Origin of the sequence: Bosea vestrisii, assembly GCF_030144325.1 — a bacterium.
GTDB lineage: Bacteria > Pseudomonadota > Alphaproteobacteria > Rhizobiales > Beijerinckiaceae > Allobosea > Allobosea vestrisii_A.
On sequence record NZ_CP126307.1, the window covers coordinates 490,441 to 513,289 of the forward strand.

Consider the following 22,849-nt stretch of genomic DNA (forward strand, 5'->3'; position numbering starts at 1 on the left):
CGCTGGCGGGGAGAACATCACCATGACGGGGCAACTGATCGGATCGCTGATCCTCTGGCTGATCGTGGCGGTGATCATCATCGCCATCGTCGTCTATCTGGTGAACTGGCTCTACCGCCGGTCCTCGAAGGAGGTCTCCTTCGTCCGCACCGGCCTGTTCGGCGAAAAGGTGGTGATCAATGGCGGCGCCTTCGTGCTGCCGATCATCCACGACGTCACGCCGGTCAACATGAACGTGCTGCAGCTCGCGGTGACGCGGGCGAGCAACGATGCGCTCATCACCCGCGACCGGATGCGCGTCGACATCGACGCCGAATTCTATGTCCGAGTGAAGCCGGAGCGGCAGTCGGTCTCCATCGCAGCCGCCACGCTCGGCCGGCGCACCCTGCAGCCGGACCAGCTCCATGCCCTCCTGTCCGGCAAGTTCATCTCCGCTCTCAGGACGGTCGCCTCCGAGATGACGATGGAGGAGATGCACGAGCAGCGCGGCGCCTATGTCCAGCGCGTCAAGGATGCCGCCGCCGAGGCGCTCGACCAGAACGGCCTCCTGCTGGAATCGGTTGCGCTCACCGATCTCGACCAGACCGACCTGCAATACTTCAACCCGTCCAACCGCTTCGACGCCGCCGGTCTGACGCGGATCATCGAGGAGATCGAGGACAAGCGGAAGCTTCGCAACGACATCGAGCAGGACTCGATGATCCGCATCCGCACCCGCAACCTCGAAGCCGAACGCCAGGCGCTCGACATCGAACGCGAGAGCGAGACGGCGCGTCTCGAGCAGCAGCGCGAAATCGAGATCAAGCGCGCCATGCAGCGCACCGAGGTCGCCCGCGAGCGCGCCATCCGCGACACCGAGGCGGAGCAGGCCCAGATCACCTCGCGCGAAGAGATCGAGAAATCACGCATCGCCAATGAGCGCGGGATCAGCGAAGCACGCATCGCTTCGGAGCGCGACATCCGCCAGCAGGAGATCGCCCGGACGCAGGCCGTCGAGGAGGCGGAGATCGCCGCGCGCGAGCATGTCGAGAAGGCGCGCATCGCCAACGAGCAGACGATCAATGCCGTCCGCATCGCCTCCGAACGCGAGATCAGGCAGCAGGAGATCGAGCGCACCAGGGTGCTGGAAGCAGCCGAGATCGAAGCGCGCGAGTCGACCGAGAAGGCGCGCATCCTGCAGGAAACCGCGGTGAGTGCCGAGCGCATCACCCGCGAGCAGGAGATCCGCAATCGCGAGATCGAGCGCACCCGCACGCTCGACCAGGAAGACATCGCGGCGCGCGAGGCGGTCGAAACCTCCCGCATCGGCCAGGAAGAGCGCGTGCGCGCCCTCCAGATCGCCCGCAACAGAGCGCTGGACGAGGCTGAGATCAGCGCGCGTGAAGCGGTCGAGAAGGCAAGGATTGCCCAGGAGGACGCGATCACGGCCGACCGGATCGCCCTAGACCAGCGCAAGAGCCTGCTCGAGATCGGGCGTACCGAAGCGATCGACACCGCCGAAATCTCGGCCCGCGAAGCGACCGAAGCCGCCCGCATCGGCCAGGAGAAAGCCGTCGCGGCCGGTCGCATCGCCGCCGAACTCGCGACTAAGGGGCTCGAGATCAAGCGCAATGCCGAGCTCGACACCGCCGAGCTGAAGCGCCGCGACGCGGTCGAGCGCCAGCGGATCGCAACCGAGCTCGGTCTCGACGAAGAGCGGATCAATTCGAGCAAGACCCGCGAGATGCTGCAGATCGCCCAGAAGAAGGCGGTCGAGGTCGCCGAGGAAGAGCGCGCTATCGTGCTCGCCGCCAAGAAGGTCGAACGCGCCGACGCCGACAAGACACTGCGCCAGGCCGAGATCACCGCGCGCCAGCATGTCGAGACCGTCGACATCGCCCGCGAGCAGGCGCTGGAAGCGGTGCGGATCGAGCGTCGCCGCGCGCTTGAGCAATTGGAAATCGCGCGCAATCAGGCGCTGCAGGAGGCGCAGATCGTCTCGAACGAGGAAGTCGAGCGGGCGCGTATCTCCTCCGATCGCGGCCTCGACGAGGCCCGTATCGGTCGCCAGCGCGAGCTGCGCAAGCTCGAGATCGGGCGCGAACGCGAGGTCGAGGCGGCCGCCATGGACAAGGCGATCGCGCTCTACGCCAAGTCGCTGGAGGAATCGGCGGCGCAGGTCAGTGCCGAGATTGCCCGCGCCAAGGCGGTCGAGGCCGAGGAAAAGGTCAAGACCGTCCGCGAGAGGAGAGCGCGCAGCGGCGCAAGACCGTCGAGATCCTGCTCGCCGAGAAGGCCGCCGAAGAATCCCGCATTGCGTCCGAGGCCGAGAAGGTGCGCCGCGCCGTCGATGCCGAGGCGCAGAAGCTGCTCTACGAGGCCGAGAACGTGCTCAGCGACGGCGCCCGCTACGGGCTGTTCCGGCGGCGCCTGCTCGACAAGATCGAGGGCATCGTCCGCGAGAGCGTCAAGCCGATGGAGAAGATCGAAGGCATCCGCATCCTTCATGTCGATGGGCTCGCCGGTGCGGCCAGCGGCGCCGGTGGCGCCGCACGCTCGCCCACCGACGAGGTCATGGAGTCGGCGCTGCGCTACCGGGTCCAGGCGCCGATGATCGACCAGGTGCTGAAGGAGATCGGCATCGAGGGCGGCAATCTCGCCAAGATGGGCGGGCTCATGCGCGAGGCCTCGGACATGCAGCGCGTCGCCAAGGAAGCGCAGCCGGCCAAGCCGAAGGACAGTGGCGGTGAACCTGCCCCCGAAGGTGGCGGTCGCTCCGGCCCCCGCAAGAAATCGTGAGGCGCTGACCGATGGCCCGCGTCTACGTTTCCAGCGTCATCGCCGCTCCCGCCGTCAAGGTCTGGGCCCGGGTGCGCGACTTCAACGGCCTGCCGAACTGGCACCCCCGCATCGCCGAAAGCCGGATCGAGAACGGCGAGCCGGCCGACAAGGTCGGCTGCATCCGCGCCTTCTCGCTGCGCAGCGGCGACCGGCTGCGAGAGCAGCTGCTCGGCCTCTCCGACTACGATATGTTCTGCACCTATGCGATCCTCGACTCGCCGATGCCGCTGACGAACTACGTCGCGACGCTCAGGCTGACGCCGATCACCGACCAGGAGCGGACCTTCATCGAGTGGTCGGCCGATTTCGACTGCGCGCCGGAGCGCGAGGCCGAGCTCGTCGCCGGCATAGGCACCAATGTCTTCCAGGGCGGTTTCGACGCCCTCAAGCGCGCCTTTGGGGGATAGCCATGCCCCATGTTGTCCGCAGCACGATCATCGATACGCCGGCGGACCGGCTCTGGTCGGTCCTGCGCGACTTCAACGGACACGACAAATGGCACCCCATCGTGGTGCGGAGCGAGATCGAACGCGCCTACCCGGCCGACCGGGTCGGCTGCGTCAGGCGCTTCGTCCTGCGCGACGGCAGCGAATTGCGCGAGCAGCTGCTTACGCTCTCCGATCTCGAGATGACCTTCAGCTACTGCCTGCTCGATACGCCGATCCCGCTGTTCAACTACGTCGCCCATGTCCGGCTGCTGCCGGTGACCGACGGCAATCGCAGCTTCTGGCACTGGGAAAGCCGCTTCACCACGCCACCCGGGCGGGAGGCGGAACTCGCCAGACTCGTCGGCGACGAGGTCTACACCAACGGCATCGAGGCGGTCCGCCGCCTGCCCGCGATCGTCGGCGAGGAGGTCTGACATGCTCGATCTGAGAACCTGCGCGAGCCTGTCGGAAGCCGCCGGCATCGTCTCCGGCGATCGCCAGGCGCTGCTGATCGGCGGCGGCACCCTGGTGATGCGTGAGGTCAACGAGGGCCGGCTGACCGAGGGCACGCTCGTGCGCGTCACTGATCCGGCCTTCCGCCAGATCAGCGCCGGCGGCGCCCGCGTCGAGCTCGGTGCCGGCGTGACCATGGCGATGGTGCTGGCCAACCGCGAGCTCGCCTGTCTGCATGCGCCTGCACGCGGCATCGGCGGGCCGGCGGTCCGGACGATGGCGACGATCGGCGGCAATCTTTTCGCCGCTGCGCCCTATGGCGACTTCACCGTGGCGCTGCTGGCGCTCGATGCGCAGGTCGTGCTGCAATCCGGCTATGGCTCGGGCCGGGCGGTATCGCTGGAGGATTTCCTGAGCGCGCGCGAACGCGGCGGCCAGGGCCTGGTCACCGCCGTTCAGTTCGCCAGGCCGCAGAACCCGCCCGAGCTCCACTTCCGCAAGATCAGCCGGGTCAAGCCGAAGGGCATCTCGGTGCTCTCGATCGCGGCCTATTTGCCGCTCTCGGGTGGCCGCGTCACGCAGGCGCGCGTCGCCTATGGCGCGATGGCGCCGACCCCGATCCGCGCCCGCGGCGTCGAGCGCGCCCTCGACGGCAAGCCGCTCGACCAGGCGGCGATCCAGGCGGCAAAGCAGGCGGCGCTCGAAGGCTGCCGGCCGGCGACCGACGCAATCGCGAGCGAGTGGTACCGGCGCGAGATCCTCCCCGTCCATCTCGGCCGGCTCCTGGCCGGCGAACCCCGCTGAGGAGGCGCGCCATGGCCAAGCTCCCGGTCCAGTTCCGCCTCAATGGCAGCGATCGCGCCACCTTCGTCGACCCGGCGAGCAATCTGCTCGATACGCTCCGCCGCGGGCTCGGCGACTTCGGCCCGAAATATGGCTGCGGCCAGGGCACCTGCGGCGTCTGCACCGTGCTGGTCGACGGCGAGCCGCAACTCGCCTGCCTGACGCTCGCGGCCTCCTGCGAGGGCCGCCAGATCGAGACCACCTCCGGGATGGCTGATGGCCCCGAGCTGCATCCGCTGCAGGCCGCCTTCATGGACCATTTCGCCGCGCAATGCGGCTTCTGCACGCCGGGCATGCTGACCGCCGCGCGGGCGCTGCTGGCAAAGAACCCGCATCCAAGCCGGGACGAGGTCGTCGAGGCGATCAGCGGCAACATCTGTCGCTGCACCGGTTACGAGCCGATCATCGCCGCCATTCTCGCCGCAGCGGACGCGCCCGGCGCGCGCCGGGCCTGAAGAAGGAACCCGCCATGCTCGAGATGCGCAAGGACCTGTTCGCCGACGAGCGCGACGACAATCTCAACGTCGTCGGCAAAGGCGTGCAGCGCCAGGATATGCCCGGCCATGTCACGGCACGCACCCGCTTCTTCGACGACCACGCCTTCGACGGCATGCTGCATCTCAAGGTGGTACGCAGCCCGCATCATCATGCCCGCATTCGTTCGATCGACGTCTCGGCCGCCGAGCGTGCACCCGGCGTCAAGCGTGTGCTGCGCGGCGCCGATGTGCCCGTGAACAAGAACACGCTGCTCAGCCTGATCAATTTCGGCAAGGACGACGAGCCTTCGCTGGCGGTGAACAAGGTCTGCTACAAGGGCGAGCCGGTCGTGGCGATCCTCGCCGACAGCGAGGCGCAGGCGCAGGCCGCCTGCAAACTCGTCCGGATCGACTACGATCCGCTGCCGGCGGTGTTCGACGTCGAGGAGACTCTGAAAGCCGGCGCGCCGGTGGTCAACGAGACCTATCCCGGCAACTACTTCGAATATCACGAGCGCTTCGACCATCAGAAGCTGCGCTTCGGCGATGTCGAGCGCGGTTTTTCCGGCGCCGACATCGTGATGGAGCATCGCTACCAGATGTCCCCGATCGAGCATGCGCCGACCGAGACCAATGGCTCGATCGCCGCGCCCGAGCAGAATGGCCGCTTCGTCGTGCACTCCTGCGCCCAGGGCCTGTTCTTCGCGCTGGGAACGACTGCCAAGATCGTCAATGTCGAGTCGAACCAGCTGCATTTCATCGGCGGCACCGTTGGTGGCGGCTTCGGCGGCAAGGTCGACTCCCTGACCGAGCCGCTCGCCGTGCTCGGCGCCATGCTGACCGGCCGGCCGGTGCGCTTCGTCCTCGATCGCGAGGAGGAGATGCTCTACGGCTCGCCGCGCGGCGCCGAGCGCATCTACATCAAGGACGGATTGATGCGCGACGGGCGGATCGTCGCCCGCCATATCCGCAGCTATTTCGACGCCGGCGCCTATACTCGCCTGTCGAGCTACGCGGCGATCAAATGCACGGCGCATGTGCCGGGACCGTACTGGATCCCGAACGTCACCTCCGACATCTATGTCGCCTATACCAATCGCTGCCCGTCTACCGCCATGCGCGGCTTCGGCGTCACCGCGGTCGATTTCGCGCTCGAGGTCCAGATGGATCGCCTTGCCGAAGCCGCGAACATGGACCCGATGGAGCTGCGCATCCTCAACGCCTATCGCGATGGCGATATGAAACCGCATCGGCGCGCCGCCAAGAACACGGCGCTGGTCGAATGCGTGCAGGTCGCGGCCGGGAAGGCGAACTGGCCACTATCCGAGCAGGCGAAGCGGGCGTCCTCGCTGATCGGCGGCGGCGCCGGCGAGCGCGCGCAGATCCCGGCGACCCAGCTCGACGCCCGCGGCCAGATCGGCCGGCCCGACACGCGCAGCGGGCCCGTGACGCAGGTTCTGCCCGCCGGCACGACCCGGATCGCGCCGAGCAAGCAGCCGGTGATGGAAGGCGCTCGCGACGGGCGCGCGACGCCGACGCAGGTGCCGCGCTACGAGCCGCCACGGCCAGCGACCGGGGTACCGCCTTCCCCCTATCAGCCAGCGCCGCCGCCATCCTACCAGCCGGCCGGTTCGCATCCGGCACCGCCCGCCTACCAGCCGCCGCCCGCTCCCGCTGCCCCGCCGCCGGCTGCGCCGGCGCAGACGCAGCACGGCGCGGTGCGGTTCTCTTCCGTCTTCGGCACGAGGAGGCGCTGACATGGCCCGTCACGAAGGCAGGGGCATGGCCTCGGTCAACTACCCGATCGGCATGAATCTCGGCGGCGATCCGAGCCAGGCCCTGATCCACTCCAACCCGGACGGCAAATTCACCGTCGCGCTCTCGGCGATCGATCTCGGCCAGGGCATGAAGCAGGTCTCGCGCCAGATCGCGGCCGAGACGCTCGGCGTTCCCGTCGAGGACGTCTATGTCGACACCGCCGACAGCGACACCGGCCCGCACGACATGGGCTCCTTCGCCTCGCGCGGCACCCATCGCATGGGCAACGCCATCATCGTCGCCGCCCGCGAGGCGCGCGGCGTGCTGCTCGAAGCCGCAGCCGAGGAGCTCGAGGTCAACGCCGCCGACCTCGTCACCGACGGGCTCGGCAACATCCATGTCCGCGGCGCGCCCTCGCGCAGCATCACGGTCAAGGCGACGGCGCAGGCGGCGCAGTTCAAGCAGGGCAAGACCATCGCCGGGCGCGGCATCTTCCTGATTCCGCTCTCGGCCGTCGATGCCGAGACCGGCGAGATGAACCCGAACACCGCCTTCGCCCATGCCTGCCTCGTCGCCGATGTCGCCGTCGATGACGAGACCGGCGAGGTCGAGGTGCTCAGGATGACCAGCGCCTACGAGCTCGGCCGCGTCATCAACCCGCGCATGGTCGAGCAGCAGCTCGTCGGCGGCGCCTGGATGGGGATCAGCCACGCGCTCTATGAGACGCCGGAGCCGTACTATCCCAATCCCGAGCACGGCCCGCGCGACTTCAACGAATATTTGATGCCGGGACCGGGCGACATCGCGCCCTATCACGTCACCGTGCTGGAGCGACCGGCGCCGGACGGCCCGTTTGGCGGCAAGGGCCCGGGCGAGATGTGCGCCAATCCGGTGCTGCCGGCGGTCGCCAATGCCGTCTACAACGCCATCGGCGTCCGGGTCGACGAATTGCCGATCACGCCGGAGAAGATCCTGCGGGCTATCCGGGCCAATGGCGGCGTCAAACCGGGGCCTCGTCGCGGCGGCCCGGTGAACTGGCGGTGACGGCATGGCGCTGAGGACGACCGTCGCTGGCATTTCGAGCCCGGAGGACCTCGCCGAGGCCCTGCAGGCGGCGATGTATCTCGCCGATGACGGCATCGCCACGGCCGGCTACCTCTCGCTCGCGCTCGGCAAGCCGCTGCTGCTCGAAGGCGCGCCCGGCGTCGGCAAGACCGAGGCGGCGAAAGCGCTCGCCGGCATTCTCGGGCGCCAGCTCATTCGTCTCCAGTGTTTCGAAGGCATCGACGCGGCGGCTGCCCTCTATGAGTGGAACTATCCGCGCCAGATGCTCGCCATCCGCCAGGCGAAGGAAGGCGAGCAGCTCGACATCTACCGCGACGACTTCCTGATTGAGCGGCCGATGCTGACGACGCTACGGCGGCCGGAATCGACCGTGCTGCTGATCGACGAGATCGACCGCTCCGACCATGAATTCGAGGCCTTCCTGCTCGAATTCCTCTCGGATTTCTCGATCTCGATCCCCGAGCGCGGCACGTTGCGCGCCGCCGAGCGGCCGGTCGTGATCCTGACCTCGAACCGGACGCGCGAGCTGCACGAGGCGCTCAGGCGCCGCTGCGTCTACCACTATATCGCCTATCCCGAGCCGGAGCGCGAGGCGCAGATCATCATGCTGCGCTCCTCCGCCGTCGCCGAGAGCACGGCGCGGGCCGTCGTCCAGGCCGTCGGATTGTTGCGGCAGGAGCCGCTCGCCAAGCCACCGGGCGTCGCCGAGGCAGTCGACTGGGCCGAGGCCGCGACGGCGCTCGCGCAGACCGGCGCACCCTGGCCGGAGGCCTTCCGCCGCTCGCTCGGCGCCGCGATCAAGGACGAGGAAGACCTCGTCCATCTGCGGCCGCGCCTGCCGCTCTTCATCCCGGGGCTGGCGGCATGAGGATTTCAACGTCATTGCGAGCGAAGCGAAGCAATCAAGGGGGACGTGGAGCCCTGCCGCCCCCGGATTGCTTCATCGCTTCGCGCCTCGCAATGACGGACGCTGCAAACGCGTTCCCTTCCCCCTTGTGGGGAAGGGTTAGGGATGGGGGCGAACGACCGGGTACAAGACAACTCGTAAAAGCGGATCTGTCTATTTCCCAGCGAATTTGCCCCGACTTTCCGCCCCCCACCCCTGCCCCTCCCCACAAGGGGGAGGGGTTCTCCGCGCCTCTCCGCCTTTCGCAAATGGAGAAAGGAGGTACGCGCCATGATCGCGCCACTCCCCGCCGCCATCAGGCTCTTCGTCGCCTTCCCGGCGCTGCTGCGCGAGCACGGTATCGCGGCTGCCCCAGAGCAGGCGACCAGCTTTTTGATGGCGATCAAGCTGCTCGGTCCGCGCAGCATCGCTGATATCCGCAAGGCGGCGATCGCGACGCTTAGCCCCCATCCCGAACAGCGCGAACGCTTCGACGCGCTGTTCGACATGCATTTCCTCGGTGGCGCATTCGCCGAACCAGGCGATGACGACTTCGCCCCTGACGAGGACATCTCCGTCCAGGAGGACACCGGCTCGCGCGAGGTGCTGATCGGCGAGGAAGCCAACGAGACCGGCCAGGTCGCGACCGGCGCCGAGGCCCTGTCGATCCGGCAGCTGAAGACGCTCGACGACAGCGAGACCTTGCGCCGTTTCGGCCGGGCGCTGCCGGCCGCCCTGCCCCGCCGCCGCGGCTATCGTCATCGCACGGCGCGGCGCGGACCGATGGTCGACCTCGCCCGCAGCCTCAAGGACGCGATCCGTCATGACGGCGAGGTGATGAGCCTGAAGCGGCTCCGGCGGGTGACGCGGCCGCGACCGATCCTGCTGCTGATCGATGTCTCAGGCTCGATGAAGCAGCGCAGCGACGCCAATCTCGCGCTGGCGCATACGATCGTGCAAGCGACGCAGCGGGTCGAGGTCTTCACCTTCGGTACCCGCCTCACCCGCGTCACGCGGGCGCTGCGGCGCAAGCGGCGCGAGCAGGCGCTGGCCGAAGCCTCCGGCCTCGTCGCCGACTGGGATGGCGGCACGCGCATCGGCGATGCGCTGCAGGCCTTCCTCGCCGTGCCCCGCTTCGCGCCCTACGCCCGTGGCGCGGTCGTCGTCGTGCTTTCGGATGGTCTCGAACGCGGCGATCCATCGGCTCTGGTCGGCGCCGTCGCTCGGCTGGCACAGCGCGCCCATCGCATCGACTGGCTGACGCCGCTCGCCGCCGATCCCGGCTACCGGCCCGAGACCGAAGCGCTTCGGCTGATCGCGCCGCGCCTCGCCAGCCTCTCGGATGGCGCCAGCACGGCGCGGATTTGCCGGCACATCCTGTCACTCGGAGGCTCGCTAGCCGCATGATCGGCATCATCGATTCCCATTTCCACATCTGGCGGCAGGCCGACCTGCCTTGGCTGCTCGGCCCGATGCAACCGCGCATCTTCGGGCCTTACGAGCCGATCCGGCGCGATTACCCGATCACCGAATATCTCGGCGATTGCCGCCCGGCAGGCGTGACCGAAGCCGTCTATGTCCAGGCCAATTGGGCGGTCGAGCGCTATCTCGACGAGGTGACTTACGTCTCGCAGGCCTCGGAGGAAGCCGGTTTCCCGATCGCCATCGTCGCCTATGCCGACATGCTCGCCGGCGATGTCCGCCCACAGCTCGACCAGCTTGCGCGCAACGCCCGTGTGCGCGGCGTGCGCATGCAATTGCACTGGCACGAGAACACGCTCTACCGCTTCGCCAGCGGGCCTGACCTCGCGCGCGATCCGCGGCTGATCGCCAATGTCGGGCGGCTGGCGGAGTACGGCTTCAGCTTCGACCTCCAGGTCTTCGCCGGTCAGATGGCGGGCGCCGCCGAGCTCGCCGCCGCCTGCCCGGGCGTGACCTTCGTGCTCCAGCATGCCGGCATGCTGGAGAACCTTTCCCCAGAAGGCATCGCCGCCTGGCAAGCGGGCATGAATCTGCTCGCAGGCCAGCCCAACATCGCCAGCAAGCTGTCGGGTCTCGGCACTTTCCTCCGCCGCAACGATCCCGAGACAATTGCCTTCATCGCCGGCGAGACGCTCAGCCTGTTCGGCGCCGCGCGCTGCCTGTTCGGCTCCAATTTCCCGATCGAGAAGCTCTGGACGACCTACGCCGAGCTGATCGAGGCGCATCGCGCCGCCGTGCCCGAAACGGCGCAGGCCGCCGTGTTCAATGAGACTGCAAGGCGGGTCTACCGCCTCGACCAATAATCAAGGGGAGGACGTTCATGGCCCTCGAAATCAAGATCCTCGACTATGGCGATATCGAGCTGGAATCGAGCTTCCTCGTTCTCGGCCGCGATTGCGGCCGCACAAGGCGCGTGCCGACCTATGGCTTCCTGATCCTCGGCGGTCCCTGGCCGGTCGTGGTCGATACCGGCTACCGCCACAACCAGATCATGGAGAGCCTCGGTATGCGCGGCCTCCAGTTCCATGAAAACATGATCGAGAACCAGCTCTCGAGGCACGGCGTGCGGATGGGCGATGTGCGCTATGTCATGCACACCCATCTCCATATCGACCATGCCGGCAAGGACGAGCTCTTCCCGATGAACACCACGGTGCTCGTCAACCGGCGCGAGCTCGAATACTCCGTCTCCGGGCTGATGCACCCGCAATATCCGGCGCCCGACATCAAGCACCTGATCGACCGGCTCCATACGCGCGACGCGCTGCGCTTCGAGGATCTCGAACTCTCGGGGATGATCGAGCTCTTCCCCGGCTGCTATCTCGAAGCCGCCGGCGCCCACACCGAAGGCTCGATGAACGTCCATGTCGACACCAATGAGGGCCGCGCCATCATCTGCGGCGACGTGATCTACGACTTCAACGACCAGATCGTCACGCCCTTCCACGAGCTCCACGCCAACGAGCCGCGCACCACCGGCAATCACGGTGTCTCCAAGCGCGAGGAGAAGGCGGCGATCAAGAAGCTGCTCTCGGCCGGTGCGTTCCTGCTGCCGGTGCACGACAAGCCGGCCAAGATCGCCCATGGCCAGGTCGTCGGCCGCATGGACATGGCCGTGCCCGGCCCGGTGGTGCAGTCGCTGCCGGCGCGAAACTGGTTCGCGGCCTGACGGGGCCCGCCAGCATGACCACGCATCTCGCCGTCCAGCCCGGCTTCGCCGACCTGATCGACCTCTGGGCGCCGGTGCGCCAGCTCGGCACGGGCTTCGAGTTCGGCGAGGGCCCAATCTGGCATCCGCACGAGCAGCACCTGCTGTTCTCGGACATGCCGGGCGATGTCCGCCGCCGCTGGGACAAAAGCGGCGTCCGCGAGGTCAGGCGGCCGGCGAACAAGTGCAACGGCATGACCTATGACGCCGCGCTCGACCTCATCGTCTGCGAGCACGCGACCTCGGCGCTGGTGCGCGAGCGGCCGGACGGGCAGCACGAGACCATCGCCTCGCATTTCGAGGGCATGGAGCTCAACAGCCCCAACGACGTCGTCGTGAAGTCGGACGGGGCGATCTATTTTTCCGATCCCTGGTATGGCCGCATGCCGGTCTTTGGCGTCGAGCGGCCGCGCCAGCTCGGCTTTCAGGGGGTCTACCGCGTTCCGCCAGAGGGTGGAGCGCCGCAGCCCCTGGTCGACCGCTATCTCTTCGACCAGCCAAACGGGCTCTGCTTCTGCCCGAGCGAGGACCGGCTCTTCGTCAACGACACCGTCCAGCACAATATCCGCGTCTTCGACGTCAAGCCGGATGGCCGGCTCGGCCCCGGCCGCATCTTCGCCTCCGGCATCGTCGGCTCCGAGCCCGGCGTCCCCGACGGGATGAAATGCGATGCGCAGGGCAATATCTGGGTCACCGGACCGGGCGGCGTCTGGGTCTATTCGATCAAGGGCGAGCTGATCGGCAAGCTGCGCGTGCCCGAGCTCGTCGGCAACCTCACCTGGGGCGGGGCGGACTGGCGCACGCTCTTCCTCACCGCGAGCCATTCGCTCTACGCTGTCGAGACCAAGGTCGGGCCGCGCCGTGAGCCCTACATGAAGGCGGCCGCCCAGCAACTGGGCCGCAGCGCCGCGGCGGAGCGCCCACTCGCCGACGCCAGCCCCGCTGCCTCCGTCTCGGCAAACGGCACGAAGAAGGCCGCATCCGGCTACCGGCTCGATCCGTCGCGCTGCGCCCTGATCATCCAGGACATGCAGAACGACGTCGTCATGGAGGGCGGCGCCTTTGCCAGCTCGGGCTCGCCGGAGCATTGCCGGCAGCAGAACGCGATCGCCAATGGCGCGCGGCTGGCGCAGGTGGCGCGGGCGCGCGGCATTCCGGTGATCCATGTCTGGTTTGTCGTCGAGGCCGGCGCGCCCGGCGTCACCATGAACGCGCCATTGTTCGAAGGCCTGGCCGATGCCAAGGCGCTGGTGCGCGGCAGTTGGGGCGCAGCGCCCGTGCCGGGCCTCGAGGCGCAGAGCGGCGACCATATCGTCGAGAAGCAGCGCATGAGCGCCTGGGAAGGCACGCGGCTCGAAACCGTACTCAAGGCGCGCGGCCGCGACATCGTCATCGTCACCGGTGCCTGGACCAACATGTCGATCGAGCACACCGCCCGCACCGGCGCCGACAAAGGCTATTTCATGGTGGTGCCGGAGGATGCCTGCTCGACGATGAACGCCGAATGGCACACCGCGTCTGTCAACTACGCGCTGCAGAATGTCGGCGTCGTCACCGATGTCGACGCCGTCATCGCCGCGACCGGTGCGTGAGCGCTCAAGCGTCGCATGACCGGCAGTGCGGAACTCGGGCCGTGTGATGGCGCGCCCGGCATGGTCTCCGCACCGATCGGACAAGACCGGCCTCGCGCATCAGCCGATGCGCATGGACAATTCGACGTCCTCGGCAAAGGGGACGGACAGGTAGCCGCTGCCGGGTGCGCGCACCCGCTGCAAGTATTCCGGGCAGTCATCGGCGTTGTCCGCGACGACGAGCGAACCAGGACGGAGGGCGCCCTCCACCAGGTCGAGGACATCAGGGTAAAGCGACTTGGCGCCGTCCAGCAGCAGCAGATCGATCGTTTCAGGAAGACCTGCACCGAGCGTCTTCAGCGCATCGCCCTGCCTGATCTCGACGAGGTCGGCGAGGCCGCCGGCGTTGAGGTGCTCGCGAGCCCGCGCCACCTTGGCGGGCTCGAACTCGGTGGTGATCAATCGTCCGCCGCCATTGTCCCGCAGGGCCGCGGCGAGGTGCAGGGTAGAGATGCCGAAGGAGGTGCCGAACTCGACGATCGTCCGGGCCCGGCTGCTGCGCGCCAGCATGTAGAGCAACACGCCCGTCTCCCGCGAAACCGGAAGCCAGAGATCCTTCAGGCGGCCATAGAGGTCGAGATACTCGGTCTTGCTGCGCATCAGGCGCTCGCGTTCCTCGCGAGAGAAGTCCGGAAGCGCAGGGCTGGGAGCCGCGCTCGCCTGCTCGAAAAGGTGGTCCAGAAGAGGCGCGAGCGGCGCCGTTGCCAGGGTCGTCATGGGATTTGCTCCGATCGGAAGGCGGTGGGTTCTTGTCTCGGAGTAGAAAATACGAATAATTCGTCGCGTTTCCTATTCGCATTGCCGGAGCACGATGTGGCCGATCAGCCAACCTCCCGAATTTCCTCGCGAAAAACGCCGAAACAGACGCGCTCAGCGGAGCTGGTCTCGGCCATATTGGAAGCCGCTGTTCAGGTTCTGGCGCAGGAAGGTGCTCAGCGCTTCACCACGGCCCGCGTGGCCGAGAGGGCCGGCGTCAGCGTCGGCTCGCTCTACCAGTATTTCCCGAACAAGGCGGCCATCCTGTTCCGGCTGCAGAGCGACGAATGGCGGCAGACCAACGCGATGCTGACCGGTATCCTCGGCGATGCCACCAAGCCGCCGCTCGCCCGCCTGAGAATGCTGGTCCATGCCTTCATCCGGTCCGAATGCGACGAGGCCACAGTGCGCGTCGCGCTCAGCGATGCGGCCCCGCTCTACCGTGACGCGCCTGAAGCGAAGGAGGCCCGCGCGGCTGGCAGCCGGCTTTTCGAGACGTTCATGACAGCTGCGCTGCCAGCTGCGTCGGCAGGGGAACGCATGCTGGCCAAGGATCTGATCACCATGACGCTGAGCGCCGTCGGCAAGCAGTTCTCGGCAACGGCGAGGACCGATGCCGAAATCCAGGCCTATTCCGACGCTCTCGCCGACATGTTTTGCGCCTATCTGCGCCATTTAGGGCAAGGCCGCGGATGAGCACGGCGATCGGAACGGGCAGCGCGCCTACGGTTTTGAGCAGTCCGTCATTCTCTATCGTCATGATGGGCGCGCTTATCGGGCAGGCAACCCGACCAGCACCGCTACGCCGATCAACATCGCACCTGCAACACCCCACAACGTCCAGAGACCCCGCACCCTGCATTCGAGCACGGCAAGTGCGCTCGACGCCACCCTCGCAGCAGTCGTTCTCGTCGTCGCTGGCGGCCCGGCGCTCGCAGCCGAGCAGGCCGCCAAGCTCTTCATGGTCGTGACCGAGAAGGATGAGACTGTCGTGGCGCTCACAAAAGAAGATACCTCGCTGACGGCCGATGCCACGGCAATCAGCAAGGCCCTGGGCGAGCGTGGTTCGCTGACCGTCTGGCGCTATGCGGTTCGCAAAGCAAAGGACGGCGAACTTGAGCAAGCTCCGTGGGGCAAGATCAGTGTGCAGGCTCAAGGGGTTCTGCGCGTCGAGCCCTATCGAACGCCCCTTCGCGTCGTAGCCGCAGAATGAAGCCCTCTGTAGCGTCGCGGTTTGTTCGTAGGACATGACGGTCAGCTGGCCTTGGCCGCCTTGCGCGCGATGGCGTCTTCCTCCGCTGTTGGCCAAGGCCCATTTTCTTGGCCAACGTCGAGCGAGCCTCTGCACAAGCGGCGCAATCATCGGATAGTCAGCCGGCAGATTCCGACCTGCACGATATTGATCCGGCGACATGTCATAGGCCCTTCTCACGGGCACAAGCCGGAAGCGCGGTCGCTCCAGAAGGACATGCTTGCCCGCCGCGAGGCCGCCATGGCCTTGCCCCCGGCGCGGCAGGGGCGGCGTGCACAGGCGAAGGCGTCGATCTCGGGCGCCTGCGCCAGCAACTCCTCCAGCGTCGCGTAGTGCGCGATCGCTTCGGGGCTGGCGTTGCGACTGGCGATCGCCGCCAGTTCGATGCCGGCCGTCGCCGCGATGGCCGGAACACGCTAATCGCGGGCGATCTTGCCCAGACCGACTATAGCGAGACGGGTTGGCGACATCGGCTGGATACCTACGAGGCGGCCTGCGAAGCTCAGGCTGCATCCTTCCATTTCGGCAGGGCATCGCCATGGGCGGCGATGAGCTCGTCGACCATGCGCCGCGTCTCCTGCAGCGACAGCACGCTCGCCGCATGGCGGTCGAGCGCCGCGGCCCGGTGGACGCGCTCGCGGTCGCCATCGAGCGCCGCGCGCACCGTCAGATCCTGGACGAAGACATGGGGGCGCAATGCGCCGCCAACTCCGGCGGCAGCGTGCCGGCATGGCAGGGGCGCAGGCCGTTGCGATCGACGATGACCGGCACCTCGACGCAGCAACCCTCGGGCAGGTTGTCGATCAGCCGGGTGTTCTCGACATTGCCGTAGATCACGGTCGGCTCGCCGGTCACCATGGCGCGGATGATCAGGGAGCCGTACTCGTCGCTGCGTTCCAGCGGGAAGGCTTCGCCGGCCAGGAGCTTGCGGCGCGTCTCGGTATAGCGGCCGAGATTGCGGACGCTGCGGCGGACATATTCATCGACCGGCACGTCGTATTCGGCGATCTGGTCGTCGCGGCGCAGGAAATACGGGGTGTATTCGGCATTGTGCTCGCTGGATTCGCTGACGAACCAGCCGAGCGTCCGCATCAGCTCGAAGCGGACCTTGTCCCTGGCGTAGATCTCCGGATCGGCCATCGCCTTGCGTAGCGCCGGATAGGCGTCCTTGCCATCAATCTGGAGCTTGAGGAACCAGGTCATGTGGTTGATGCCGGCACAGTCATAGCTCAGCCGCGACTGCTCGACGCCGAGATAGCTCGCAAGATCGCGCGCCGTGTGCTGGACGTTGTGGCAAAGACCGACGACCCGCTGCTCGGGATAGGCCTTGTAGACCGCCCAGGTCAGGATGCTCATCGGGTTGGTGTAGTTCAGCAGGACGGCGTCGGGGCAGAGCTCGCGCATGTCGGCGACGAGGTTGAGCATGAAGGGGATGGTGCGCAGGCCCCGGAAGATGCCGCCTATGCCGACCGTGTCGGCGATCGTCTGCTTCAACCCGTATTTCCGCGGGATGTCGAAGTCGAGCAAAGTCGCCTCGTGCATGCCGATCTGGACCATGTTGATGACAAAGTCGCAGCCCTCGAGCGCGCGCCGGCGATCGAGATGCTCCTCGATCACCGCATCGGCGCCGAATTGCTGGGCGGTCCAGCGCGCCATCATGCCACCGGTCTCGAGCCGCTCGGGATCGATGTCGTGCAGCGAGATCACGATGCGGCCGAGCTCGGTGAAGTTCAGGATGTCGGTCAACAGGTTCTTGACGAAGACGGCGCTGCCCGCGCCCATCATGGCAATCTTGACCACCGGTCTTTCCCTTTCGAAACGTCGATGCTGGTTGGCCCGCGCCCATGCGCGAGCCGGTCACTTGAGGCCCGAGCCAGAGATGCCCTGGACGAAATAGCGCTGGAAGAAGGTGAAGATGATCAGCATCGGCACCAGCGAAAGCAGTGCGATCGCCATGATCATCGTCCACTCGGTGTTGAACTGGCCGCGCAGGAGGTTGAGGCCGAGCTGCACGGTGTACATCTCCTGCTTCATCATTATCACCAGCGGCAGGGCGAAGTCGTTCCAGCGCCACATGAAGGTAAAGATCACCAGCACGGCGATGATCGGCTTCGAGAGCGGCACGACGATCTTGAAGAATATCTTCAACTCGCTGGCGCCGTCGATACGCGCCGCCTCGAGCAGTTCATCGGGGATCGAGACCATGAACTGGCGCACCATGAAGATGCCGAAGGCCTCGGCCGCGCGCGGCAGGATCACGCCCCAGTAGTCGCTGAGCAGGCCAAGCTCGGAGACCACCAGGAAGAGCGGCACGATGATGACCTGGAACGGGATCATCAGCGCCGACAGCACCGCAAGGAAGAGGATGTCGCGGCCGGCGAAGCGGAACTTGGCGAAGGCATAGCCGCACAGCAGGTTGATCGTCACGGTGATCACCACCGCGACCACGGTGATGACCAACGAGTTCGCCGCCCAATTCAGGAACGGCACCCGCCCGATCGCGTCGGCGAAGTTCTGCCAGACGAAGCTCGACGGGATCAGCCCGGCAGCGCCGCTGAAGACCTCGTCCTTCGGCCGCACCGCAGTCGCGAACATCCAGTAGACCGGGAAGAACATGATCCCGGCTCCCGCCACCAGCAGGAGCCAGATGCCGGAACTCTCCAGGCGTCGGCTCCAGGCGCGGTCGCTCGATCCCGCTATCATGGCTGCCTCCTCATGCGACGTCCTCGACCCGCCGGTTCACCCGCCATTGCATCAGGGTGAAGAGCAGGATCATCACGAACAGAACCATGCCCATGGCGCTGGCATAGCCCATCTCCGAACTGACGAAGGCGGCCTGGTAGATGTACTGGACGATCATCGTCGTCGAGAAACCGGGGCCGCCACCGGTCATGACGTAGATCAGGTCGAAGACCTGGAACGAGTAGATCACGCCGAGGATCAGCAGCAGGAAGGTCGCCGGCCTGAGCAGCGGCCAGGTGATGTAGCGGAATTGCTGCCAGCGGGTGGCGCCGTCCATCTTGGCGGCGTCGTAATAGGTCGGCGAGATCGATTGCAGCGCGGCGAGATAGACCACCATGCAAAAGCCGATGCGAACCCAGAGCGTGGTGACGATCAGCGAGAATAGCGCCCAACGCGGTGAGGACAGCCAGGCGACGGGGCCGAGGCCGATCCGTTGCAGCAGCGTGTTGATGACGCCGTAATTGTCGTTGAAGAGCCAGGCTGCGATCACCGCCGTGGCGACGTTCGAGATCACCACCGGCAGGAAGTAGATGCTACGGAGCAGGGTGCGGCCGACGAGGTCGCGGTTCAGCGCCACCGCCAGCAGGAGGCCAATCGCAAGGCTCATCGGCACGGTCGCGACGGAGAAGACCAGCGTGTTGCGCAGCGACTGCCAGAACAGCGCGTCATTGGCCAGTCGGACGTAGTTCTCCAGCCCGATATAGCGCGGCGTGTCGATCAGGCTCCATTCTCGCAGGCTGATGTAGAGCGCATAGAGCAGCGGGAAGAAGACGAAGACCGAGAACAGCGCCATGTTCGGTGCGATGAACATGTAGGGCGTCAGCTGGTTGCGCTTGGCTTGCAGCCAATAGCGCCGAGCATCGGCGGCCGAGGGCCGGCCGGCGGCGGGCCCTCTCAGGTTTTCTGCGATCGCCATCATCGCCATGCCGTCAGACCAGCAGCGTGGAACGCACGTGCTTTTCTATGTTCGCGACGGTCGCTGTGGGCGATTGGCCGGAGGTGAAGGCGAGCTCGAGCTCGTCGGCCAGCTTGGCGTTGAAGCGGTCCCAGGTCGGCCTGACGATGGTGCTGACGAGGTGTTCCGGGACGGTCGCCGACTGCTCGAGGAAGACCTTCATCTCCTCGTTGCGGATGTCATAGACGAGGCCTTTGTCCTTCAGCGATTTGCGCACCGGCAGGAACTGCGCCTTGGTGACGAAGCTGCGCATCGACTCCTCTTCGACCATGAACTTGACGAAGTCGGCCGCCACGTCGGGGCTCTTGCTGTCACGCGAGACCGCCAGGGCGTTGCCACCGAGATCAGCCGCCATCGCGACATCGCGCGGCAGATAGGTGACGCCCCATTTGAACTTGGCCTGGTCCTGGATGAAGGGGATTTGCCAGTCACCATGCAGCAGCATGGCGATCTTGCCGGTGGCGAACAGGTTCTGCACCGGCTCGGAACTCTTCAGCGAGGTGTTGGGCGGAACGAGCCCATCCTTGAACCAGCTCTGGGTCCAGGCGACGGTCTCTGCCGCCTCCTTCGTATTGACCTGCGGACCCTTGAGCTCGTTGTCGAGCAGCTGGCCGCCATGCTGGTAGAGATACATCAGCCAGCGATAGGCGTTGGAGTTCTGCCAGTTCATCGCGAAGGCGTAGTTCAGGCCGGCCTTCTCCTTCACCAGCTTGGCGGCGCTGATGAATTTCTGCCAGCTCCAGCTCTTGTCGAGGCTCCTGGGCGCCTCGATGCCGAGCTTCTCGAAGATCTCGGCGTTGTAGAACAGCGCGAAGGTGTCGGTGTGATGCGGCAAGGCGTGGGGCTTGCCTTTGAAGGTCGAGGCACGCCAGACCGAGGGCAGGAAGTCCTGGCCGAACCCGGCATCGAGATATTGCGACAAGTCGATCGCCGCGCCGCTCTGCCCGTAGCGCCCGATCCGCTGATACTGGGCGCGGAAGATGTCCGGGGCCTGCTTGCCGGCGAAGCGGGTGTCGAGCTGCTGGTAGTACTGGCCGCTGGGCACGACCTCGAGCTTGATGGCGACGTTGGGATTGCGGGCCTTGTACTGCTCGATCAGGGCATTGAAGGCGGCGACCTCGGCGGGCGACCCCCAGGAGGTCATGCTCAGCGACGCGGCCTTCTGGGCGCTCGCTGCGCCCCAGTACATGCCGGCCCCGGCGCCGATACCGGCGCACAGCCCGGTTTTGAGGAAACTGCGCTTGGTGATGGTCGTCATGGTTTCGATCTCCCTTTTGTCTTTTTTATCGTTGGAACGCGGTAGGCTCTTTCAGGCTCCTTCCCGGTCGATAGCGGCGCGAGCGCCGCCGCAGGATTCGCGCACCAGCAGGCGCACCGGCAGCACCTGCTCGCGGGGCGGCGGCTCGGCCTCGCCTTCCAGCCGGCCGATCACCGCCTCGACGGCGAGCCGGCCGATATCGGCGCGGGAATAGTCGACCGTGGTCAGTTCCGGCGTAACGAAGCCACCGAGTGCGATGCCGTCGAAGCCGACGACCGCCATCTCCTCCGGCACGCGCACGCCGTGCTGGCGCAGCGCATGCAGCACGCCGATCGCCATCTGGTCGCTGTAGACGAAGACGGCGCTCGGCCGTTCGTCCTGTGCCAGCAGCTCTTCCATTGCCGAGAAACCGCCGGCGAGACTTGGCTCCGCCATCGCGACCAGGTGCGGGTCCACGGCGATACCGGCTTCCTGCAGCGCCCGCGCATAACCGTCCGAGCGCTCGCGGCGCTTCAGCAGGCGCTGTGACGTGCTGCCGATATGGGCGATGCGGAGATGGCCGAGATCGATCAGGTGGCGAGTCGCGACATAGCCACCCCCTCCAGGTCGACACGCACAGCCTGGATTGCCGGATCGGGGCTGTGGTGCTGCATGACCACGATCGGCATGCCGTTGTCGGCGAGCTTCTTCAGGTCGGCAGCGAGGTCGGCGGGGGGAGCAGCGACGATCACGCCGTCGGCGACCCCGCCGGAGAGCAGCGCATAGGCCCGCCGCTGCACCTCGTCGAACTTCGCCGACATGATGTTCAGCGAGTAGCCACGCTCGAGCGCGGCAGCATGGGCGGCGCCGATGATCTCGGCATTGTAGAAACTGTCCAGCGTATAAAGCAGCAGCGCGATGACGTTGGTGCGCCAACGCCGCAGCGAACGCGCAGCATGGCTCGGCTGATAGCTCAGTCGGGCGGCTGCATCGGCGACGCGCGCCCGCGTCTCGGCCGAGATACCGAGCTCGCCGCCGCGATCATTGAGAACGAGGGAGACAGTGGTCCGCGAGACGCCGGCGAGCTTGGCCACCTCCGCGCTGGTGGCGCGGCGACTGGTTCGCTCGAGCGGAAGCGCGCGCTTCGCCAAAGCTCATCCCTCCATAGATTACTATCTAACACGATTTAGGAAGAGGCTAGATGCGAACTCACCCTCCTGTCAAGGCTTACGGGATGGGCGCTTTCGCTGCTGCGGAGAATTCCAGGGCGCACATTACAGGGCAGCTTGTTCGATGTGCGCGATCAAATCGGTGGAGGTTTGGCCCCGATCAATGCCTGTATCGTCGACGGCTCCCCCTCCCCTAAAGAACGGAGCGATCTACCGGATCAGGCTAGCCAATCAGCAGATCGGAATGCCTCGGTTGGATCGTCGGCGCGGCGACTAGTCCGGGGTGGCGGCTATGCCGGACGACCTTGAGCAGATCGATGCACCGGCCGCGAACTTGTGGGCAATTGAAAGCTCCGCCGGAGGCGTACGGGGGCTGACCGCGAAGAGCCCTCCGAGCTCGGCGCCATTTACGCTGGTCGCAAAAGACAGCGAGTTCTTGCGAGGAATGGCACCGCAGGAACCGGACCGAACATCCCGCGATGAATTGCGGCCTCTTTGCTATTCCGCCGCGCTTTTCTGCGCGTAGCCGAGGCGCTGGTTGAGCTCTTCCAGCAGCTTCTCGGCGGCGTCGGCGATGACGGTGCCGGGTGGGAAGATCGCGCTGGCGCCGGCCTCGATCAGCGCGTCGAAATCCTGTGGCGGGATCACGCCGCCGACGACGATCATGATGTCGGGTCGCCCAGCCTTGGCGAGCGCCGCCTTCAGCTCGGGCACCAGCGTCAAATGGCCGGCAGCCAGCGACGAGACGCCGACGATATGGACGTCGTTCTCGACGCCCTGCCGCGCCGCCTCGTCGGGCGTGGCGAAGAGCGGTCCGATATCGACGTCGAAGCCGAGATCGGCGAAGGCCGAGGCGATCACCTTCTGGCCGCGGTCGTGGCCGTCCTGGCCCATCTTGGCGACAAGGATGCGCGGGCGGCGCCCGTCCGCCTCCTCGAAGGCCTCGCACATCAATTGCACGCGCGTCACCGCAGGGTTCATCTCGCCGACCTCCCGCTTGTAGACGCCCGAGATCGACTTGATCTCGGCCCGGTGGCGCCCGAAGACCTGCTCCATCGCCAGCGAGATCTCGCCGACGGTCGCCTTCGCCCGCGCCGCCTTGACCGCAAGGTCGAGCAGATTGGCCTTGCCTTGCGCGCCATGGGTCAGCGCGGTGAGGGCCGCCTGGCTCAAGCGACGTCGGTCTTC

Annotated in this window: 21 protein-coding genes and 4 pseudogenes; 14 read left to right on the forward strand and 11 right to left on the reverse strand. The window is 66.6% G+C overall.

Annotated features, from left to right (window positions below):
- Positions 1 to 22: 22 nt before the first annotated feature.
- The 12 genes and pseudogenes from QO058_RS02285 to QO058_RS02340 all read left to right on the forward strand — a co-directional run bounded on the left by QO058_RS02285 (position 23) and on the right by QO058_RS02340 (position 13,511).
- A pseudogene (locus QO058_RS02285) lies at positions 23 to 2,778 on the forward strand (flotillin family protein).
- Positions 2,779 to 2,789: 11 nt separating this feature from the next.
- Positions 2,790 to 3,227, forward strand: a complete 438-nt coding sequence (locus QO058_RS02290; RefSeq protein ID WP_284170127.1) for an SRPBCC family protein — start codon at positions 2,790 to 2,792, stop codon at positions 3,225 to 3,227.
- A gap of 2 nt (positions 3,228 to 3,229) precedes the next feature.
- A complete protein-coding gene (locus tag QO058_RS02295) occupies positions 3,230 to 3,682 on the forward strand; it encodes an SRPBCC family protein (protein WP_284170128.1) in 453 nt (150 codons plus the stop codon).
- 1 nt (position 3,683) lies between these two features.
- Entirely contained in the window at positions 3,684 to 4,505 is an 822-nt protein-coding gene (locus QO058_RS02300) for an FAD binding domain-containing protein (RefSeq protein ID WP_284170129.1), read from the forward strand.
- 11 nt (positions 4,506 to 4,516) lie between these two features.
- On the forward strand, positions 4,517 to 4,999 hold the full coding sequence (locus QO058_RS02305) for a (2Fe-2S)-binding protein (RefSeq protein WP_284170130.1): 483 nt from the start codon (positions 4,517 to 4,519) through the stop codon (positions 4,997 to 4,999).
- A gap of 14 nt (positions 5,000 to 5,013) precedes the next feature.
- A complete protein-coding gene (locus QO058_RS02310) occupies positions 5,014 to 6,777 on the forward strand; it encodes a xanthine dehydrogenase family protein molybdopterin-binding subunit (protein WP_284170131.1) in 1,764 nt (587 codons plus the stop codon).
- A 1-nt stretch (position 6,778) separates the two neighbouring features.
- Positions 6,779 to 7,822: a xanthine dehydrogenase family protein molybdopterin-binding subunit gene (locus tag QO058_RS02315; RefSeq protein ID WP_284170132.1), complete on the forward strand. Its 1,044-nt coding sequence runs from the start codon at positions 6,779 to 6,781 to the stop codon at positions 7,820 to 7,822.
- 4 nt (positions 7,823 to 7,826) lie between these two features.
- Entirely contained in the window at positions 7,827 to 8,711 is an 885-nt protein-coding gene (locus tag QO058_RS02320) for an AAA family ATPase (protein WP_284170133.1), read from the forward strand.
- Positions 8,712 to 9,020: 309 nt separating this feature from the next.
- Positions 9,021 to 10,136: a vWA domain-containing protein gene (locus QO058_RS02325; RefSeq protein ID WP_284170134.1), complete on the forward strand. Its 1,116-nt coding sequence runs from the start codon at positions 9,021 to 9,023 to the stop codon at positions 10,134 to 10,136.
- Positions 10,133 to 11,014: an amidohydrolase family protein gene (locus tag QO058_RS02330; protein ID WP_284170135.1), complete on the forward strand. Its 882-nt coding sequence runs from the start codon at positions 10,133 to 10,135 to the stop codon at positions 11,012 to 11,014. Before QO058_RS02325 ends, QO058_RS02330 begins: the two co-directional genes overlap by 4 nt.
- A gap of 17 nt (positions 11,015 to 11,031) precedes the next feature.
- Complete coding sequence (locus tag QO058_RS02335) at positions 11,032 to 11,880, forward strand: MBL fold metallo-hydrolase (RefSeq protein WP_284170136.1); 849 nt, start codon at positions 11,032 to 11,034, stop codon at positions 11,878 to 11,880.
- A 14-nt stretch (positions 11,881 to 11,894) separates the two neighbouring features.
- Positions 11,895 to 13,511 carry an isochorismatase family protein gene (locus QO058_RS02340; RefSeq protein ID WP_284170137.1) on the forward strand — a complete coding sequence of 539 codons (1,617 nt, stop codon included), beginning with the start codon at positions 11,895 to 11,897 and terminating at the stop codon, positions 13,509 to 13,511.
- A 99-nt stretch (positions 13,512 to 13,610) separates the two neighbouring features.
- Here QO058_RS02340 and QO058_RS02345 read toward each other — a convergent pair whose 3' ends face one another.
- A complete protein-coding gene (locus QO058_RS02345) occupies positions 13,611 to 14,267 on the reverse strand; it encodes an O-methyltransferase (RefSeq protein WP_284170138.1) in 657 nt (218 codons plus the stop codon).
- Positions 14,268 to 14,363: 96 nt separating this feature from the next.
- Here QO058_RS02345 and QO058_RS02350 point away from each other — a divergent pair, with 96 nt between their 5' ends.
- Positions 14,364 to 15,002, forward strand: a complete 639-nt coding sequence (locus QO058_RS02350) for a TetR/AcrR family transcriptional regulator (protein WP_284173075.1) — start codon at positions 14,364 to 14,366, stop codon at positions 15,000 to 15,002.
- A 265-nt stretch (positions 15,003 to 15,267) separates the two neighbouring features.
- Positions 15,268 to 15,519 (forward strand): hypothetical protein, encoded by a 252-nt coding sequence (locus QO058_RS02355; protein ID WP_284170139.1) that lies wholly within the window; start codon positions 15,268 to 15,270, stop codon positions 15,517 to 15,519.
- Here QO058_RS02355 and QO058_RS31335 read toward each other — a convergent pair.
- From QO058_RS31335 to QO058_RS02405, 10 genes and pseudogenes are all read right to left on the reverse strand, one after another.
- Positions 15,446 to 15,738 (reverse strand): annotated as a pseudogene (locus QO058_RS31335) (MucR family transcriptional regulator); the annotation flags it as partial. The gene QO058_RS02355 and the pseudogene QO058_RS31335 overlap by 74 nt on opposite strands.
- Before the next feature lie 18 nt (positions 15,739 to 15,756).
- A pseudogene (locus QO058_RS02365) lies at positions 15,757 to 16,028 on the reverse strand (Gfo/Idh/MocA family oxidoreductase); the annotation flags it as partial.
- Positions 16,029 to 16,060: 32 nt separating this feature from the next.
- Complete coding sequence (locus QO058_RS02370) at positions 16,061 to 16,222, reverse strand: hypothetical protein (protein WP_284170140.1); 162 nt, start codon at positions 16,220 to 16,222, stop codon at positions 16,061 to 16,063.
- A 2-nt stretch (positions 16,223 to 16,224) separates the two neighbouring features.
- The gene (gene melA, locus QO058_RS02375) at positions 16,225 to 17,358 is read right to left on the reverse strand and encodes an alpha-galactosidase (RefSeq protein WP_284170141.1); all 1,134 of its coding nucleotides are present in this window, start codon (positions 17,356 to 17,358) and stop codon (positions 16,225 to 16,227) included.
- Between the two features lie 57 nt (positions 17,359 to 17,415).
- Positions 17,416 to 18,261, reverse strand: a complete 846-nt coding sequence (locus tag QO058_RS02380) for a carbohydrate ABC transporter permease (RefSeq protein WP_284170142.1) — start codon at positions 18,259 to 18,261, stop codon at positions 17,416 to 17,418.
- Positions 18,262 to 18,271: 10 nt separating this feature from the next.
- The gene (locus QO058_RS02385) at positions 18,272 to 19,216 is read right to left on the reverse strand and encodes a carbohydrate ABC transporter permease (protein ID WP_284170143.1); all 945 of its coding nucleotides are present in this window, start codon (positions 19,214 to 19,216) and stop codon (positions 18,272 to 18,274) included.
- A gap of 13 nt (positions 19,217 to 19,229) precedes the next feature.
- Positions 19,230 to 20,513, reverse strand: coding sequence for an ABC transporter substrate-binding protein (locus QO058_RS02390; protein ID WP_284170144.1), 1,284 nt, complete (start codon positions 20,511 to 20,513; stop codon positions 19,230 to 19,232).
- 51 nt (positions 20,514 to 20,564) lie between these two features.
- Positions 20,565 to 21,086: a LacI family DNA-binding transcriptional regulator gene (locus QO058_RS02395; RefSeq protein WP_284173076.1), complete on the reverse strand. Its 522-nt coding sequence runs from the start codon at positions 21,084 to 21,086 to the stop codon at positions 20,565 to 20,567.
- The gene (locus QO058_RS02400; protein WP_284170145.1) at positions 21,083 to 21,643 is read right to left on the reverse strand and encodes a LacI family DNA-binding transcriptional regulator; all 561 of its coding nucleotides are present in this window, start codon (positions 21,641 to 21,643) and stop codon (positions 21,083 to 21,085) included. The genes QO058_RS02395 and QO058_RS02400 overlap by 4 nt, the downstream gene beginning before the upstream one ends.
- Before the next feature lie 516 nt (positions 21,644 to 22,159).
- A pseudogene (locus tag QO058_RS02405) lies at positions 22,160 to 22,825 on the reverse strand (methylmalonyl-CoA mutase family protein); the annotation flags it as partial.
- Between the last annotated feature and the right edge of the window lie 24 nt (positions 22,826 to 22,849).